Here is a 16,872-nt window from a genome sequence, read left to right as displayed (position 1 = left end):
ACGAGCTGCACCCTTGTCAAGCGCCGTATGGTTGCGATCTGTATGGCCAGCCCTGAGAAGGGGCTCCGAACCTTTGCCCAAAACCCAGATGGGGTGGGCAATCGAGCCTTTTTTTTCAACCGATTTCAGATCCAAACAATGAAGGGCTATACGAGCGGGCTACCAATCTGTATCACCGAAAACGGTATGGCGAGCGGGGAACGTCTTCAGAATGATGATCGTATAGATTATCTCAACCGACACCTGGCTGCCGTAAGGGACGCTTTGGCACAAGATGTTCCGGTAAAGGGCTGTTTTGTCTGGTCACTGCTGTGACAAATGCGAATGGGCCTTGGGATGTGGAAAAAGGTTTGGACTGGTGGACGTGAATTTTGAAACGCTTGAGAGAACACCCAAAGCGTCTTTCATGGCGCTCAAGCCTGCCCTTTCCGGGGGTCAGAACGTCTCTCAGCCGTTAGCGCAACCATCCAGTGCAGTGCATGAGCATTGGAATCTGGTTGCTGACATAGGGGGCACCAACACGCGGCTGGGCGTGGTAACGAACGGAGAGCTGACAGACCTGCGCAAGCGCCCAACGGGGACACTGGAAGATCTGCTGGAAGCGTTTCACGCGCTTAGGGATGAAATCGGAACAAATCCACAGGCGGTCGTGGCGGCGGGTGCGGGCCCTGTCCGGAACGGCACGATTCGGCTGACAAATGCCAATCTGGACCTGTCCGAGGCCGAATTGGCAAAGGCCACTGGTGCCAGTCATACGTTTGTAATTAATGATTTCACCGCTGCAGCGTGGTCGGTGGCTGAAGTAACCCAGAAAGATGTTGCCGTCTTGCAAGGTCACGCGACACCGCCCGCAGGCACGCGATTGGTGGTGGGCCCCGGCACAGGGCTTGGCGTGGGGGCGTTGCTGTTTTCCGAGGGCCACTATCACACAGTCTCTGGCGAAGGTGGGCATGTGGGCCTGTATCCGCGTCACCGCGACGAAGTTGACATCTTTGAAGCAGCCCGCAGCATTGCGCCTGAGTGTTTTTTTGGTGACAGCCTCGCGCTGGAAGCTGAAATGTTCCTGAGCGGTACGGGCTTGCCTATCCTCTATCAGGCGATCGGGCTGGCGGCAGGCCATATGCAGACACCAACGCGCTCGGCGAAAGACATTCTGCTTGATGCCCGCGACCGTTCTGACCCCATCGCGGTACAGGCCGCTCGGATGTTCAACACCCATCTGGGGGCTTTGATGGGCGACATGGCCGTCACACTGATGCCTGCAGGCGGAGTATTTCTTGTTGGCGGTGTCGCAGAAAAGAACCGCTGGTTATTCGGTGATGAGTTCAGAGAGGCGTTCAACTGCGGTGGCCGTTTCAGCGAACTGCGCCGCTCATTGAACCTTTATGTGTCCGAGCAAGCAGAATTCGGCATCATCGGGGCGAACAATTTCTGCAAGAACGCTTTGATGCGATAGCAAGTCTTCCTGACGAAAAATTCTGAAAAGGACTACGAAATGATCCTGTGCTGTGGTGAAGCCCTGATCGACATGATTTCCGAGCCGACAGTGTCGGGCGCACAAGGATTTGTACCGCACACAGGTGGGGCGATATTGAACACGGCGGTCGCAGTCGGTCGTCTGGGTGTTTCCGTCGGAATGCTGACCGGTGTGTCGTCTGACATGTTTGGCCAACAAATTACAAAGGCGCTGAATTCAAGCCATGTTGACACGTCACATGTGATTGTCTCTAACCGCCCCACGACCCTTGCCTTTGTACAGCTTAAAGATGGTCACGCCACTTACAGCTTTGTTGATGAAAACACCGCCGGACGAATGCTGCAACCCGAGGACATGCCGGACCAGCTTACAGCCGTGTCCGCCTTGTATCTTGGGGGTATCAGCCTGGCATGTGAACCCTGCGCGGATGCTTATGCCTCCCTTCTGAATCGCCACGGAGCGGATCGCGCAGTGATGTTGGATCCGAATATCCGACCGGGCTTCATCAAGGATCAGACCCGGTATCGAACCCGTCTGAACCGCATGATTGCGCAGTCCGATATTGTGAAGGTTTCAGACGAAGATCTTGACTGGATCATCCCGGGAGCCGAACCCGAGGCGGCTAAAGCGTCTCTTTTGTTGCAGACCGGTCCGTCAGCCCTCATCGTGACCAGGGGTGGCGACGGGGCGAATGGGTACCTGGCCGACGGATCCAAGGTTTCGGTTCCTGTGAAACCTGTTCAGGTTGTCGACACAATCGGCGCGGGCGACACGTTTAACGCTGGTGTTCTGACTGAACTCAGCCGCGCAGGGCATTTGACAAAGCAAGGGCTGCGCAATCTGACCTCCGAAAGCTTGCGGGCGGCCATGGCGTTGGGCGCAACTGTTGCCGCCGTAACAGTATCACGCGCCGGGGCAGAACCGCCCTGGGCACATGAGATTTGATTGCCTGCAAAAACCCGAAAAAACGAACTGGTGACAATCGCTTCAAGGCCGAGGGCCGTGGCTGCGGAGATTGCGACCGTCTGGCAGGCTCACAAATTACGTTTGGCCACGGCAGAATAAGCACCTATCGCTTCCGGGCAATGATCCACACGGGATGATATGTCAGTGAGACCCCGCGATCCGTGCCGAACTCCTTAGCGTATTCGTTTTCGAACCGAGCCAGCGTGGACTTGGTCCATGTCCCTTGCGCCCTGCCGTTTACACCTGTTCTTCGCAAATACCTAAGTACCTCGCGGGGCGTATCGAAATAGGTTTGCCTCAGGCTTTCACCAACGGCCAATACCTGCATCGGGCCGTCGACAGCAGCGGCAAGAGCAGTCGGCGTAGTAAGTCCCGGTGCACGCGCAGTTGATCCAATCTGACTAAGCTCTTGATATTGCTGAGGGCCAAAACCCGAAACCGCCAACCACCCGCCGGGCTCCAGCGCGTCCATCGCTTTGTGAAGCAATTGCAACGGGCTTGCCATCCATTGGATCATCGAAGCCGAGGCGATCAGATCAATCCGGGAAGGCCAGTGAACTTCACGCGCATCACCGGCAATGAACGTGGCCTGTTCCGCATCCGCCGTTGCCTGAGCCTGCGGCGCGATGTCGTTCAATATGAGGTTTGGCAGGTGAAATTTTTGTCGCATCAGACGGGTCAGATGCCCTGTGCCACATCCCAGCTCGAAGACAGTTTCAAAGCGGTCCGGGACTCCGGCACGACGCAGTTCGGACACCAGCTTGCCTGCAACCCAGGCTTGTTGACTTGCCGTGTCGTGGTAGGTTTGAAAACTTCTGCTAAAGCTCCGCTGCACCCTGTCTGCCAGTTGCGCTGTCATGATACCCAACTCGCCCAACTTTGCCCCCGTAGGAATGGTACGTGCGGCCCCGCAACATGTTCGACTCGGGCCGAGGTTGAGGCCCATGCGGCATCTTGGGCCGCTGTCGGAATGATCCGGTCGTTTGTGGGTATCCACACCCTGTCAAAACCCGGATCAGGGGCAGACCCACGTTGGATCACGGCAAATAGCTCCTGTTGTGCTGCTGCGATGTCCAGTTCCGGGGGCTCGCCTAGCAACCCCGCACGGCGGCAGAACTTGGCAAAGCTGCGCTCTGAAAGCTGAGCCGCCGTTTCCTTGATCATGTCGGGCGCAATGCCACGTTCCGGGCACGCCGGGTGCAAAGTGCCGCTGATGGCGATCAAACGGTCGGGACGAAAGCCCGAGCACGCCAGCCAATGCGCAGCCGACGCGACACCAAAGGAAAAGGCCAGCATATCTATGTGATCGAAACGGGCGAGATCAGGCAGGGGATCATCGAGGCTGGTGTAACCTTCCACCAACAGGATATTCCCGCCCCCCGCAAGACCCCGGAACGGAGCATCGCCCAATGCCCATCCACCGAACACAAGGGTCAGAGTACTGTCACCTGATCGCGCCAGCCAACGGCTTTTCATTTGTGTCCCCCAACCAGAGCAAGCATCGCAGACGTTACCCTGCTCAGTTCGTCAGGTGAAATGACATAGGGGGGCATGCAATAAATATTGCGAGCGAACGGGCGCAGCCAAACACCGGTTTCCGCGGCCAATCCATGTGCGATGGAGGGGTCGACTCGCTCTTCCATCTCGATAACGCCGATTGCGCCAAGCACGCGAACATCTGCAACACCGGGCAGATTGCGCGCGGGGGCGAGTTCGGCCTTCATCTGCTGCGAGAGTGATGCAACTTCCTGCTTCCAGTTTCGCTGTTGTAACTGGTCAAGGCTCGCCACCCCTGCCGAACAAGCCAAAGGGTTGGCCATGTAGGTGGGACCGTGCATCAAAACTCCGGCCTCGCTTTCACCGATCCCGCGAGCGACGGTCTCGGTCGCGATAGTGGCGGCCAAGGTGATATGCCCACCGGTCAGCGCCTTACCAAGACACAGGATATCCGGAACCACCCCCGCGTGATCCATTGCAAACATTTCGCCGCTGCGTCCGAATCCAGTCGCGATTTCATCAAAGATCAGTAAAACGTCATGCGCATCACACAAAGCACGCGCCCCGCGCAACCATGCGGGGTGATAGAAATACATCCCACCTGCGCCCTGCACCACCGGTTCAAGGATCAGTGCGGCAATCCTGTTGCCTTTGTCGTTCAGCAACGCCTCTAGCGCCTCCAACCCGTTCTCGGAAGGATCGTCGAGCCACACATTGCCGAACTGGATGTGAGGGCGTGGCAGAAAGTGCTGGATCGACAACGCACCGCGAAACAGACCATGCATCCCGTTGACGGGATCACAAACGCTCATCGCCTTCCACGTGTCGCCATGATAGCCACCCCGGATCGTGGCAAATTCAGACCGTTCGCCCCGGCCTTTGGCAATCTGGTACTGGACTGCCATCTTCAACGCGACTTCAATCGCGACCGAGCCGCTGTCGCTGTAGAAAATGCGATCCAGGCCATCTGGCAGAAGGTCGACCAACCTGCGCCCGAGTTCCACGGCGGGTTCGTGGGTCAGACCGCCAAACATCACATGCGGCAGTGTATTCAGCTGCTTTTGCATCGCATCGATGATGGCCGGGTGCCTGTGGCCATGCACCGTACACCACCAGGACGACATTGCGTCGATCATTCTGATGCCATCAGCACGCGTAAGCCAGACACCTTCTGCCCCGGTAATCAGGTGCATCGGGCCGGGTTCAAGCACATGTGTATAAGGGTGCCACAGATGGCGCGCATCAAATTCCAACGGGGTCACAGGAACCTCCGAATGGTCGCCACATCGATTGCCGAAAATGCGCTGTTCAGGCACTGCGGTGTCAGGTCGCTCAGAAATGGCAGGCGTCCCAAATGATGCACTTTACACATCTCGACGATGGTTTGCTCTACGTCCGGCACGGGGTCACCCACGAATGCGACGCCGACAACCTCGCAGCCAGCAGCCCGAAGCGCCATTAGAGACAATGTGGTGTGGTTGATCGTTCCCAAGGCGGTGCGCGCAACAAGAACAACCGGAGCCTGCCATCCGGCAATCACGTCCAGAAAGAACGACTGGCGGTTCAGCGGCACCATGAGGCCCCCTGCCCCTTCGACAACCAGAGGCCCGTCCACTTTCGGAATTTCAAGACGCGAGAGGTCAATCTCAACGCCCATGTCTTCGGCAGACAGATGCGGTGAGGCGGGCATGTTCAGCCGGTACGCTTCGGGCAGGACCTCGGCACCGCTCAGCGCGCTGACGGTTTCAGTGTCTGTAGCATCCTCAAGACCAGACTGAACAGGTTTCCAGTACCGGGCCTGCAACGCTGCCGCCAGACCAGCCGAAAACACGGTTTTTCCAACACCTGTGTCGGTTCCGGTAACGATCAGCGCGCTCATGCGGCCTCCGACTGACAGATTGAGATAGTGGTGAACAAGGCCGTGATATCCTGAAGGGTGACATTTCCGGTAATCGAGACGCGCAAACGGGATGTGCCTTTTGGGACAGTGGGCGGGCGGATGCCCCGAACGTCAAAACCCTGCTGCTGCAAAGTGGCCGCCATCGCCATTGTGCGCTCGTCATCTCCCAGTACAACCGGGATGATCTGGCTGTTCAACGCGGCTGCGGGCAACCCCAGTTCCCGTGCGGTGTCATGGGCATGGCGCATACGTTCATGCGCGCCTTCAACCAGACTGACATCCTCGGCCAGTTCCCGTAGCGCAGCACGAACCAGAGCAGCGTTCAAAGGCGACGGAGCGGTCGCAAAGATGAAGGGACGAGCACGGTTGATCAGGGTATCTATCATCACGCGCGGACCGCAGATCAGCCCGCCTGAAACACCAAGCCCTTTACCACAGGTATGCAATGTTAGCAGATCAGCGTTCAGGTCATGCGCAAGACCCCGGCCTCGCTCTCCGAAAACGCCGGTGGCGTGGGCCTCATCAACAACCAAAACTGCATCAGCTTCGCGCGCAAGTACGGACAGGTCTTCCAGCGGCGGCAGGTCGCCTTCCATGGAATACACGCTTTCGACCGCAATCCAGACCTGACCCGAACCGCCTGAAGATTGCCAGTCGCGCAATACGTTGCCTGCATCCGCAACATCATTGTGACGGAAGGCACGCAGATCCGCGCGGCTGGACCGCATACCTTCATGGGCGCTCGCGTGGACCAGCGCGTCATAAAGGACCAAATCCTCAGCCGCAGGCAACGTGGAGAAGATTGCCTGATTGGCCTGGAACCCGCCTCCCATGAACAGCGCGGCCTCAGCTCCAAAGAATGCGGCCGCTTCCTTTTCCAGTGCTTCATGTTCAGGGTGGTTGCCCCGCAACAGACGTGAACCTCCCGAACCTACAGGCACACCCCGCGACAGCGCATCATGTGCCGCGCGCTGTAACACTTGAGAACCGGCAAGACCCAGATAGTCATTCGACGCGAAATCCAGCCCTTGCGTCGGGATCAAGGCTCGGCGGCGGTGCCGGGCTTGAAGCGCATCAAGCATCGATTCCAGTCGGTTGACTGCTTTCATTCGGCAGCTTCCGTGCAGTTTCGCGTTTCGGCTTTTTCAGCTTGCAGGCCAAGTTTGGCAAACAGGACCGCGTCGGTGTCTTCTTCGGGGTTTTCTGCTGTCAGTAGCGTTTCGCCAACAAAGATCGAGTTGGCACCGGCGAAAAAGCACATCGCCTGCATCTCGTCACTCATGTCGCTGCGTCCGGCCGAAAGCCGCACATAGGACTTGGGCATCAGAATGCGGGCCGTTGCAATGATCCGCACAAAGTCGATCGGATCGATCGGCTCGGCGTCGGCAAGCGGGGTATCGGCCTGCGGCATCAACATATTGATCGGCACCGAGTCAGGTGGAGGCGTCATGTTGGCCAATGTCAGCAACATGTCGATACGGTCGCCAGTATGTTCACCCATCCCCAGAATGCCGCCCGAGCAAACCTTGATCCCGGCTTCCTGCACCCGGTTCATCGTATCGATCCGATCCGCAAAAGTACGGGTGGTGATGACTTCGGAGTAATAACGTTCCGAGGTGTCGATGTTGTGATTGTAATAGTCCAAACCGGCATCGCGCAGCTGCACCACCTGGGTGTCGTCGAGCATACCCAGCGTCATGCAGGTTTCCATACCCAGTTCCTTGACGCCCTCGACCATCGCGACCAGCGCATCCATGTCACGCGCCTTTGGCTCGCGCCACGCCGCCCCCATGCAAAACCGGGTCGCGCCGCCATCGCGAGCTTTCTTGGCCTCGGTAAGAACGCGCTGAACCTCGATCAGCTTCGACGCGGGCAAGGTTGATCCATTGCGGGCTGATTGCGAGCAATAGGCGCAATCCTCGGCGCAGCCACCAGTCTTGATCGACAATAGCTTCGAGGTCTGGATCTGGTTCGGATCAAAGTTTTCGCGATGCACGGTCTGCGCACGAAACAAAAGATCCATCAACGGAAGATCGTGAATAGCTTGCGCAGTTTTACGGGTCCAGCCGGAGTGTGGGATGATCATTTTATCTATAAAACTTTCTGCAGCTTGCGTTGCTGTGGATTTATTATCGATAAAACTTGAATACGCAACTGTGTTGGCGCAAACGATCATAAATCAAGCGGAAATGCCGCGCCTTCAGAAATCGAGCCCCAGATCGACGGTGCGGGCGGAATGCGTCAAGGCACCGGACGAGATGTAATCCACCCCTGTCGCCGCAATTGATGCGACCCGTTCCAACGTTACATTGCCGCTGGCTTCGGTCTTCAACCGCCCGCCCACCATGGCAACCGCTTCGCGCAGCATGTCATTGTCCATGTTGTCCAGCAGAACCACTGAAGCACCGCCAACGTCCAGCACTTCGGCAAGCTGGTCCAGTCGATCAACTTCAATCTCGACCGCCATCATGTGACTGGCCTGTGCCTTGGCGGCTTCAAGGACCTGCCGAATGCCACCTGCCGCAGCAATGTGGTTGTCCTTGATCAGGATCGCATCTGATAAGGAATAGCGGTGGTTGAAACCGCCACCGTGCAGCACGGCCTGTTTTTCCACGATGCGCAGGCCTGGCGTGGTTTTGCGCGTGCAGGTCATGCGGGCCGTAGTGCCGTTGGTCTGCTCCACAAATGCGGCTGTCATTGTGGCAATACCCGTCAGGCGTCCGGCAAAGTTCAGAGCGACGCGTTCGCCGGACAGGATCGATGCGGCAGAGCCCTTGATGGTCATCAGTGTATCACCGCGTACGCAACGCGAACCATCCTTGATCCGCACGTCAACCTCAAGCGACGGGTCCACAAGCCGGAACGCGATTGCGGCGACCTGCATCCCCGACACGACGGCGTTTTCGCGCGCGTTCAGTCTGGCAGTATAGGTTGTTTCCTGTGGGATCACGGCGCGGGTTGTCACATCACCGTAGCTTCCCAGATCCTCCATCAGCGCAGCGCGAACCATGGGTTCCAGGATCAGATCTGGCAGAATCGCATTTGTCATGACAGTTCCTCGCAGGCTTTGGCCCGAATGCTCATTGCTTCGGACAAATACATCCGGGACCGCTCTCCGGGCCCATCATTGGCTTTTGGAAAATCGGATCGCTTGTGTGCACCGCGGCTTTCTTCACGGTGCAAAGCAGCAGCAGCGATCAGGGTCGCGGTGGCACACATGTTGCAAAATGACGGGCAGGCATCGTGCTGCGCCTCCAACTGCGCAATAGTTTGCAGAGCACGGATTAGGCCCGTCCGGTCCCGGACAACACCAACGTCGCGCGTCATGGTTTCGCGCAACTCCTGGATAGCCCTTGTCGTGTCTGGAGTCACCACATGGACAAACTGCAATGTAACGGGGTCGGCATTTGACACCACCGGAACGGAAGCCCCGATGCTTTCGGCGCAGATGCGCGCAAAGACAAGCGCCTCAAGCAGCCCGTTCGAGGCCAGCCGGTTGGCGCCGTGAAGGCCGGTCGAAGATGCCTCGCCGCAGACCCAAAGCCCGTCAAGTGTCGCGCGACCGTCAGTGTCGGTGGCAATACCACCCATGTGATAATGCGCTGCCGGTGCGACCGGGATCGGTTCGTTGACCGGGTCGATACCGTTGCGCGCGCAGTATTCAGCAACTGCCGGGAACAAGTCCGTTATCTTCGAGCCCAATGCGGTGCGGGTGTCCAGCATGGGTCGGTTGCCTGCCTGCACTTCGGCAAAAATCGCACGCGCAACAATGTCTCGCGGGGCGAGTTCCGCGTCCGGGTGAACGGATAACATGAACCGCTCACCCTTATTGTTGATCAGGGTTGCCCCTTCGCCGCGCAACGCTTCGGTTGCCAGCGGTGCCGGATCTTCACCAACATCCATTGCCGTCGGATGAAACTGAACGAATTCGGCGTCAGCAATAAGCGCACCAGCACGTGCGGCCATCCCGATGACCTGCCCGCGAATGCGTGCCGGATTGGTCGTCAAGGCATACAACCCGCCAGAGCCACCCCCGGCAAGCAACACAGCAGGCCCGCAGATCGTAACGGGCTCGGACCCTGTTTCTGATGCGTCCTGAACCGTGACACCTGTCACCCGACCGTTTGATACGTCCAGCGCCGTGGCAAAGGCACCTTCCAACACCTGAACCGAGGGCGTTTCATGCACCCGTTCGATCAGGGCAGCCATGATTTCACTACCTGCCTGATCCCCCTTCACCCGTACGACACGGGCGAAGCTATGCGCCGCTTCGCGTGACAACACGTAACTGCCATCCTTGGTGCGATCGAATGGTGTGCCCAATGTCGTCAGGTCAAGGATATATTGCCGAGCCTCGCGCGTGACCAGATCGGCAACGGCCGGAACGACTATTCCTGCGCCAGCCTTGACGGTGTCCAGGCTGTGGCTTTCCGGGCTATCCGACAAATCCATTGCCGCGGCCACACCGCCTTGCGCCCATGAGGAACTTGCACCTTCGCCCAAAACATCGGGTGAGATTACAACCACTGGCCGCGGCGCGAGCTTCAATGCTGCATAAAGCGCGCCGATGCCAGCCCCCACAATAATGACGCGATCCGTGGTGACTTTGGTCATTTCAGATCAAATGCCGAGCTTGCGGGACAGATCAATCATCGCCTGAACGGATTTTCGCGCCTTTTCAGCCACATCTTCGGCGACCTCGACCTGCCCTTCCATCGTGTGCAGGGCGAAGAGGATCTTTTCAAGCGTGATTTTCTTCATATACGGGCACATGTTGCATGGCCCTACAAATTCGACCTCGGGCAATTCATCGGCAATGTTGGATGCCATCGAACACTCGGTGATCAGCATCGCCTTTTTCGGCTTTTCATCATGCACGTATTTGATGATGCCGCTGGTCGAGCCGGAATAGTCTGCCTCGGCCACCACATCCGGCGGGCATTCAGGATGCGCGATAAGCCGTGTTCCCGGGTTCCATTCGCGGAAGTCGCGCAGGTCCTGTGCCGTGTATTGTTCATGCACAATGCAAGAGCCGGGCCAATACACCACATTCTTGTGGCTTTGATTGGCAACATTTTGCGCCAGGTACTGATCCGGCGTCATGATGACCGTATCACTTTCCATGGCGTTGACGATCTGAAGCGCGTTCGAAGAGGTGCAGCAGATATCCGAAGCTGCTTTGACCTCGGCAGTGGTGTTTACATAGGACACAACCGGCGCGCCGGGGTATTTGGCACGCATTTCATCGATTCCCTCAGCGGTGATCGATTCTGCCAACGAACAACCAGCATCCATGTCGGGCATCAGAACAGTCTTCTGAGGGCTGAGGATCTTTGATGTCTCGGCCATGAAATGAACACCGGCCTGAACAATCACATCTTCTTCGACTTCACTGGCCTTGATCGCAAGCTGCAAACTGTCCCCAACGAAATCGGACACACCGTGAAAAATCTCGGGCGTCATGTAATTGTGCCCAAGGATCACGGCATTACGCTCTTTCTTGAGCGTATTGATGGCTCGCACGTAAGGCGCGTAGATTGCCCAATCTGGTGGGCTGACCACGCGATCCATGCGGGCAAACGTGTCTTTCATCTCATTGGCCAGTGCGGCCGATGGGGCAAGGTCATAAACGTCCGAAATCACCGAGCGGACATGTGCAATATCGAGCAACGGGTAGCCACCTTTGTCAGTTGCCTTCAACCCCACGGGGTTGTTGAACGGCTTAGCCCTAGCCGAAACAGCACCGGTTCGAAACCGGAAAATGTGACGTTAGCGCTAAGGCAAACCGACAAAACAAAGGTTGGCGTGGTAATCAGCCCAAAATGCCCGGCAATCGCAGCCCATGTTCACGAGCGCAGGCTTTCGCGTCCTCGTACCCGGCGTCCGCGTGACGCCAAACCCCCGACGCGGGGTCATTCCAGAGCACCCTCTCCAATCGCTTGGCGGCGGCATCGGTTCCGTCTGCGCAGATGACGACGCCTGCATGCTGACTGAACCCCATGCCAACTCCGCCGCCGTGATGCAGCGAAACCCACGTTGCACCCGATGCCGTATTGACAAGCGCGTTCAGCAGCGGCCAGTCCGAAACAGCGTCCGAACCGTCCTTCATCGCCTCGGTCTCGCGGTTAGGTGAGGCGACAGAACCACTGTCAAGATGGTCTCGGCCGATGACGACCGGAGCTTTCAATTCGCCGTTTCTAACCATCTCGTTGAACGCCAGCCCGGCCTTGTGGCGATCTCCTAGCCCAATCCAACAGATCCGCGCCGGCAGGCCCTGAAACGCAATACGCTCCTGCGCCATGTCCAACCAGTTGTGCAGATGGGTATTGTCGGGGAACAGTTCCTTCATCTTGGCGTCTGTCTTGTAGATATCTTCAGGGTCACCGGACAACGCGCACCAGCGGAAGGGTCCGATACCCCGACAAAACAGCGGGCGAATATAGGCGGGTACGAAGCCGGGGAAGGCAAAAGCGTTCTCCAACCCCTCATCCTGAGCCACCTGTCGGATGTTGTTGCCGTAATCCAACGTCGGCACGCCCGCGTTCCAGAAGTCCACCATTGCAGCGACGTGTTGCTTCATCGAAGCACGTGCAGCCTTTTCGACCGCCTTCGGGTCACTTTCGCGCTTGTCTTTCCATTGCGCCATGGTCCAACCAAGCGGCAGGTAGCCGTTTACCGGATCGTGGGCACTGGTCTGATCCGTGACAATATCCGGGCGCATCCCGCCAGCTTGCATCCGAGCGTAAATTTCCGGGAAGATTTCAGCAGCGTTTCCCAACAAACCAACGGATTTCGCTTCGCCCGCCTTGGTCCAGCGATCAATCATTGCCAGCGCTTCGTCCAGCGTCTCGGCTTTTTCGTCCAGGTATTTTGTACGCAAGCGAAAGTCGATGCTGTCCGGGTTGCATTCCACGGCCAGACAACAAGCCCCTGCAAAGACAGCGGCCAGAGGCTGCGCGCCGCCCATTCCACCCAGTCCCCCGGTCAGGATCCACTTACCTGTCAGGTCGCCGTCGTAGTGCTGACGCCCGGCCTCGGCAAAAGTTTCATAAGTGCCCTGCACGATGCCCTGTGTACCGATATAGATCCACGAGCCAGCGGTCATCTGGCCGTACATCATCAGACCTTTCTTATCGAGCTCGTTGAAGTGGTTCCAATTGGCCCAGTGCGGCACAAGGTTCGAGTTTGCGATCAATACGCGGGGGGCATCGCTATGGGTGCGAACAATGGCAACCGGCTTGCCGGACTGGACGATCAGCGTTTCATCCTCTTCCAGATCCTTCAGGCTGGCAACGATGGTGTCAAAATCCTTCCACGTCCGCGCCGCGCGGCCAATCCCGCCATAGACCACCAGCTCATGCGGGTTTTCGGCCACGTCCGGATGCAGGTTGTTCATCATCATCCGCAATGGCGCCTCGGTCATCCAGCTTTTGGCGTTCAGTTCAGGTCCGGTGGGCGGAAAGATGTCACGGGTGTTTTTGCGAGGATCGGTCATCGGGCAAGCTCCAATGCTGTGTCATTGAGGGCGTCTAGAATGTCTTTCAACCAACGGCGGAGACGGTTGGCTTTGGCGGTGTCAAAAGTCCAGGGCGGCATTTCTGAGGTCAGGTAGGTCGACTGCGCCAGCTCCATCTGGATCGCGTGAATACTGTTATCCGGATGTCCGTAGTGGCGTGTCGTCCACCCACCTTTGAAGCGCCCGTTCAAAACGGTGCTGTAAGGGGATGAAGCGGCGAACTCATGTGCAATTGTTTCGATTTCCAATGCACAGGTCATCCCGTTATTTGTGCCAATGTTCATGTCGGGCAATACGCCGTCGAACAGAAAAGGAATGCGGCTGCGGATTGAGTGGCAATCATACAGCACAGCGATGCCATGGATCGCCTTCACCCTCTCCAGTTCGGCCAGCAAAGCGGCGTGATATGGCGCATGAAATGCGTCACGCCGTTCAATGATATCTTTTTCAGTTGGAGGGATGTCCCAGATGTCCTGCCCGTCGAAATCCGTCAGCGGCACCAGGGTCGTCGTGTTCTGGCCAGGGTAAAGGGAAGTACCGCTCGGGTCACGGTTGGCGTCGATCACATAGCGATGAAAGGTGGCCCGGACCGTGGTAGCACCGGGCAAAAGCCCGTCGTAAAGCATGTGGATGTGCCAATCCGTATCTGCCAGCGCCCGACCCTGTGCATTCAGTTTGGCATCAATCGCCGCAGGCACATAGGTGCCCGTGTGAGGCAGCCCCAAAACAATTGGACTATCGCCCTGAACTACTTCGACTGGATCAGTCATGCGCCAAGCTCCGGCATGGCGACACCAGCGCCATCGGAAATCTCACCGCTTGCAATAAGGGCCGAGGCTGCTTCGATGTCATTTGCCATGTACCTGTCATCTTCCAACGCCGGTACAACAGAACGCAGACGCGCCATGACACCTTGAAGGCTTTCACTGGTTGGCAGCGGCGCGCGATATTCAACCCCTTGCGTTGCGCACAGCAACTCGACCCCCAGGATACGTTCCAGATTGGTCACCATTTGCCCCAGCCGCCGTGCGCCATGGGCGGCCATTGACACGTGATCTTCCTGATTGGCCGAAGTCGGTGTTGAATCCGTGACGCAAGGATTGGCCAGATGCTTGTTTTCGCTCATCAGTGCGGCTGTCGTGACTTCGGCAATCATCAGGCCAGAGTTCAAACCGGGGTTGGGTGTCAAAAACGGAGGCAAATCAAAGCTGAGCACCGGATCGACGATCAGCGCGATGCGTCGCTGCGCAATCGCCCCGATCTCGGCCACTGCCAGAGCAATCATGTCGGCAGCAAACCCGACCGGTTCTGCATGAAAGTTTCCGCCTGATACGATCAATCCGGCCTCGGCCAGAACCAGAGGGTTATCGGTGGCGGCGTTGGCCTCGGTTTCCAGTGTCACAGAAGCCTGACGCAGCACATCCATCGCGGCACCAACAACCTGTGGTTGGCAGCGGATGCAGTACGGGTCCTGAACCCGCGTATCACCGTCCCGATGGCTTTCGCGAATGACCGACCCAGCCAGTAGCGCGCGCATGGTTGCGCCCGCTTCGATCTGGCCCCGGTGACCACGCAAGGCGTGAATTTCGGGCTGCAAAGGCGCGGTAGACCCCATAATCGCATCAGTTGTCAGGGCTGAAGTGACCAAAGCGCTTTGCGCCGCCCGCCAAGCGCCGAAAAGCCCCGCCAGCGCAAACGCCGTAGAAAACTGAGTGCCGTTGATCAGCGCCAGACCTTCCTTGGGACCAAGTTCGACCGGGGTCAAACCTGCCGCTGCCAGCGCGTCGCCGCCAGGCATGAGGGTACCGCCAAACTCGGCCTCACCCTCGCCCATCATGACGGCTGCCATGTGCGACAGCGGTGCCAGATCGCCCGAAGCACCAACAGACCCCTGTGCCGGGATTACCGGTGTCACCCCTGTGCCAAGCATCGCTTCCAGCAGGTCAATCAGTTCCAGCCGCACACCCGACGCGCCACGTCCGAGGCTGAGCAGTTTGAGTGCCATCATGAGCCGCGCAATAGCACGCGGGATCGCTGGTCCGACGCCACAGCAATGGGACAGGATCAGGTTGCGTTGCAGCGTCGCGGTATCCTCGGCCGCGATCTTGACGCTTGCCAGTTTTCCAAAACCCGTATTGACCCCGTAAACGGCGGCTTCGCCAGTCGCCGCCTCAACGATGCGAGCGTGCGCCGCAGCTATGGCAGACCTGCAATCCGGGTTCAGTCGAACGGCGCATTCTTGGCGAAAAACCTGTTCCAGATGCGCCAGAGACACAGCGCCGGGAGTTAACGTCAGAGTGGTCAAAATGCGCCTCCGAATATGCGGGCGTGAAGGGGATTAAAACCGATGCGGTAGGCAAGCTCGGCCGGGTGAGTGACATTCCAGACAGCCAGATCCGCCCGCAGGCCTTGGACGATCCTGCCGCAGTCTCTCAGGCCCAGGGCACGCGCGGCATTTACGGTGACACCTTTCAACGCTTCCTCGGGTGTCATTCGAAACAAGGTGCACCCCATGTTCATCGCAAGCAGAAGCGACGTCATCGGAGCCGAGCCCGGATTGCAGTCGGTCGCAAGGGCCATTGACACATCGTACTTGCGCAACAGATCAATTGGCGGTTGTTGCGTCTCGCGCAGGGTGTAGAAAGCCCCGGGCAGGATCACGGCCACCGTGCCTGCCGCTTCCATGGCTTTGACACCGCTTTCGTCCAGATACTCAATGTGGTCGGCAGAAAGCGCACCATAGCGTGCGGCAAGTTTCGTACCACCCAGGTTGGACAGTTGTTCAGCATGCAGTTTGACCGGCAGTCCTAGTTCCTTGGCAACGTCAAACAGTGGCACCAGTTGGCCGGGCAGGAAGGCAATCCCTTCGCAAAAGGCGTCCACTGCGTCAACCAAACCCTCGGCATGAGCCGCGCGGAGGGTCGGAATGCAGACTTCGTCGATATAAGCCTCGGGCCGGTCTTTGTACTCGGCGGGCACAGCATGAGCGCCCAGAAAGCTGGTTACAATGCGCACCGGGCGGCTTTCCTGCAAGGCCCGCGCGGTGCGCAGCATGGTCAGCTCAGTTTCACGATCAAGCCCATAGCCCGATTTGACCTCGATCACCGAAACCCCTTCGGCGATCATCGCGTCCACGCGCGGCAGGGCCTGCGCAATCAAATCCTCTTTACTGGCCGCACGCGTGGCTTTCACGGTCGAAACAATACCTCCGCCCGCGCGGGCCACCTCTTCATAGCTGGCACCGTTAAGGCGCATCTCAAACTCAGCCGCGCGGTGGCCGCCATGCACTACATGGGTATGGCAATCGATCAGAGCCGGCGTCACCAGCCGCCCGTCCAGCGAGGTTTGAGAGAACGTCGCGTATTCTTCCGGCAACTGCGTCTTCGGACCGACCCATGCAATCTGGCCCCCACGCACGGCAATCGCAGCATCTTCGATCAATCCGTATGCATTCGCACCAACCATGGTGGCAGCGTGCAGATCTGTGAACAGTTGATCGTGGGTTTGCATTCGAAT

At 58.1% G+C, this 16,872-nt stretch carries 16 protein-coding genes; 3 read left to right on the top strand and 13 right to left on the bottom strand.

The window, feature by feature from the left end:
• The first annotated feature begins 27 nt into the window (after window positions 1-27).
• The 3 genes from ACR0ES_RS09575 to ACR0ES_RS09565 are packed head-to-tail and all read left to right on the top strand — an operon-like array spanning window position 28 to window position 2,422.
• On the top strand, window positions 28-315 hold the full coding sequence (locus tag ACR0ES_RS09575; protein WP_480773636.1) for a family 1 glycosylhydrolase: 288 nt from the start codon (window positions 28-30) through the stop codon (window positions 313-315).
• A gap of 43 nt (window positions 316-358) precedes the next feature.
• Window positions 359-1,456 (top strand): glucokinase, encoded by a 1,098-nt coding sequence (locus ACR0ES_RS09570; RefSeq protein ID WP_480870439.1) that lies wholly within the window; start codon window positions 359-361, stop codon window positions 1,454-1,456.
• Between the two features lie 39 nt (window positions 1,457-1,495).
• Complete coding sequence (locus ACR0ES_RS09565; protein ID WP_480560230.1) at window positions 1,496-2,422, top strand: carbohydrate kinase family protein; 927 nt, start codon at window positions 1,496-1,498, stop codon at window positions 2,420-2,422.
• Between the two features lie 124 nt (window positions 2,423-2,546).
• On the opposite strand, the gene ACR0ES_RS09560 is transcribed toward ACR0ES_RS09565, so the two are convergent.
• The 13 genes from ACR0ES_RS09560 to hutI form a co-directional block, all read right to left on the bottom strand.
• The gene (locus tag ACR0ES_RS09560) at window positions 2,547-3,302 is read right to left on the bottom strand and encodes a methyltransferase domain-containing protein (RefSeq protein ID WP_480773635.1); all 756 of its coding nucleotides are present in this window, start codon (window positions 3,300-3,302) and stop codon (window positions 2,547-2,549) included.
• A complete protein-coding gene (locus ACR0ES_RS09555) occupies window positions 3,299-3,919 on the bottom strand; it encodes a pimeloyl-ACP methyl esterase BioG family protein (protein ID WP_480773634.1) in 621 nt (206 codons plus the stop codon). The genes ACR0ES_RS09560 and ACR0ES_RS09555 overlap by 4 nt, the downstream gene beginning before the upstream one ends.
• A complete protein-coding gene (gene bioA, locus ACR0ES_RS09550) occupies window positions 3,916-5,202 on the bottom strand; it encodes an adenosylmethionine--8-amino-7-oxononanoate transaminase (protein WP_480773633.1) in 1,287 nt (428 codons plus the stop codon). The genes ACR0ES_RS09555 and bioA overlap by 4 nt, the downstream gene beginning before the upstream one ends.
• Window positions 5,199-5,819 carry a dethiobiotin synthase gene (gene bioD, locus ACR0ES_RS09545; protein WP_480546969.1) on the bottom strand — a complete coding sequence of 207 codons (621 nt, stop codon included), beginning with the start codon at window positions 5,817-5,819 and terminating at the stop codon, window positions 5,199-5,201. The genes bioA and bioD overlap by 4 nt, the downstream gene beginning before the upstream one ends.
• The gene (locus ACR0ES_RS09540) at window positions 5,816-6,949 is read right to left on the bottom strand and encodes an 8-amino-7-oxononanoate synthase (protein WP_480870436.1); all 1,134 of its coding nucleotides are present in this window, start codon (window positions 6,947-6,949) and stop codon (window positions 5,816-5,818) included. The genes bioD and ACR0ES_RS09540 overlap by 4 nt, the downstream gene beginning before the upstream one ends.
• On the bottom strand, window positions 6,946-7,926 hold the full coding sequence (gene bioB, locus ACR0ES_RS09535; protein WP_209507670.1) for a biotin synthase BioB: 981 nt from the start codon (window positions 7,924-7,926) through the stop codon (window positions 6,946-6,948). The genes ACR0ES_RS09540 and bioB overlap by 4 nt, the downstream gene beginning before the upstream one ends.
• A gap of 114 nt (window positions 7,927-8,040) precedes the next feature.
• Complete coding sequence (nadC, locus tag ACR0ES_RS09530; protein ID WP_480870433.1) at window positions 8,041-8,889, bottom strand: carboxylating nicotinate-nucleotide diphosphorylase; 849 nt, start codon at window positions 8,887-8,889, stop codon at window positions 8,041-8,043.
• A complete protein-coding gene (locus tag ACR0ES_RS09525; protein ID WP_480870430.1) occupies window positions 8,886-10,454 on the bottom strand; it encodes an L-aspartate oxidase in 1,569 nt (522 codons plus the stop codon). The genes nadC and ACR0ES_RS09525 overlap by 4 nt, the downstream gene beginning before the upstream one ends.
• A gap of 6 nt (window positions 10,455-10,460) precedes the next feature.
• Window positions 10,461-11,510: a quinolinate synthase NadA gene (nadA, locus tag ACR0ES_RS09520; RefSeq protein ID WP_267366643.1), complete on the bottom strand. Its 1,050-nt coding sequence runs from the start codon at window positions 11,508-11,510 to the stop codon at window positions 10,461-10,463.
• Between the two features lie 142 nt (window positions 11,511-11,652).
• Window positions 11,653-13,335, bottom strand: a complete 1,683-nt coding sequence (gene hutU, locus ACR0ES_RS09515) for a urocanate hydratase (protein WP_480507026.1) — start codon at window positions 13,333-13,335, stop codon at window positions 11,653-11,655.
• Window positions 13,332-14,126: an N-formylglutamate deformylase gene (gene hutG / locus ACR0ES_RS09510; RefSeq protein WP_480483636.1), complete on the bottom strand. Its 795-nt coding sequence runs from the start codon at window positions 14,124-14,126 to the stop codon at window positions 13,332-13,334. Before hutG ends, hutU begins: the two co-directional genes overlap by 4 nt.
• Entirely contained in the window at window positions 14,123-15,661 is a 1,539-nt protein-coding gene (hutH, locus tag ACR0ES_RS09505) for a histidine ammonia-lyase (protein WP_480870427.1), read from the bottom strand. The genes hutG and hutH overlap by 4 nt, the downstream gene beginning before the upstream one ends.
• Window positions 15,658-16,866 (bottom strand): imidazolonepropionase, encoded by a 1,209-nt coding sequence (gene hutI, locus ACR0ES_RS09500; protein WP_480870424.1) that lies wholly within the window; start codon window positions 16,864-16,866, stop codon window positions 15,658-15,660. The genes hutH and hutI overlap by 4 nt, the downstream gene beginning before the upstream one ends.
• Between the last annotated feature and the right edge of the window lie 6 nt (window positions 16,867-16,872).

The organism is Ruegeria sp. N7, assembly GCF_056531345.1.
This window is presented reverse-complemented; position numbering and strand designations above follow the sequence as displayed.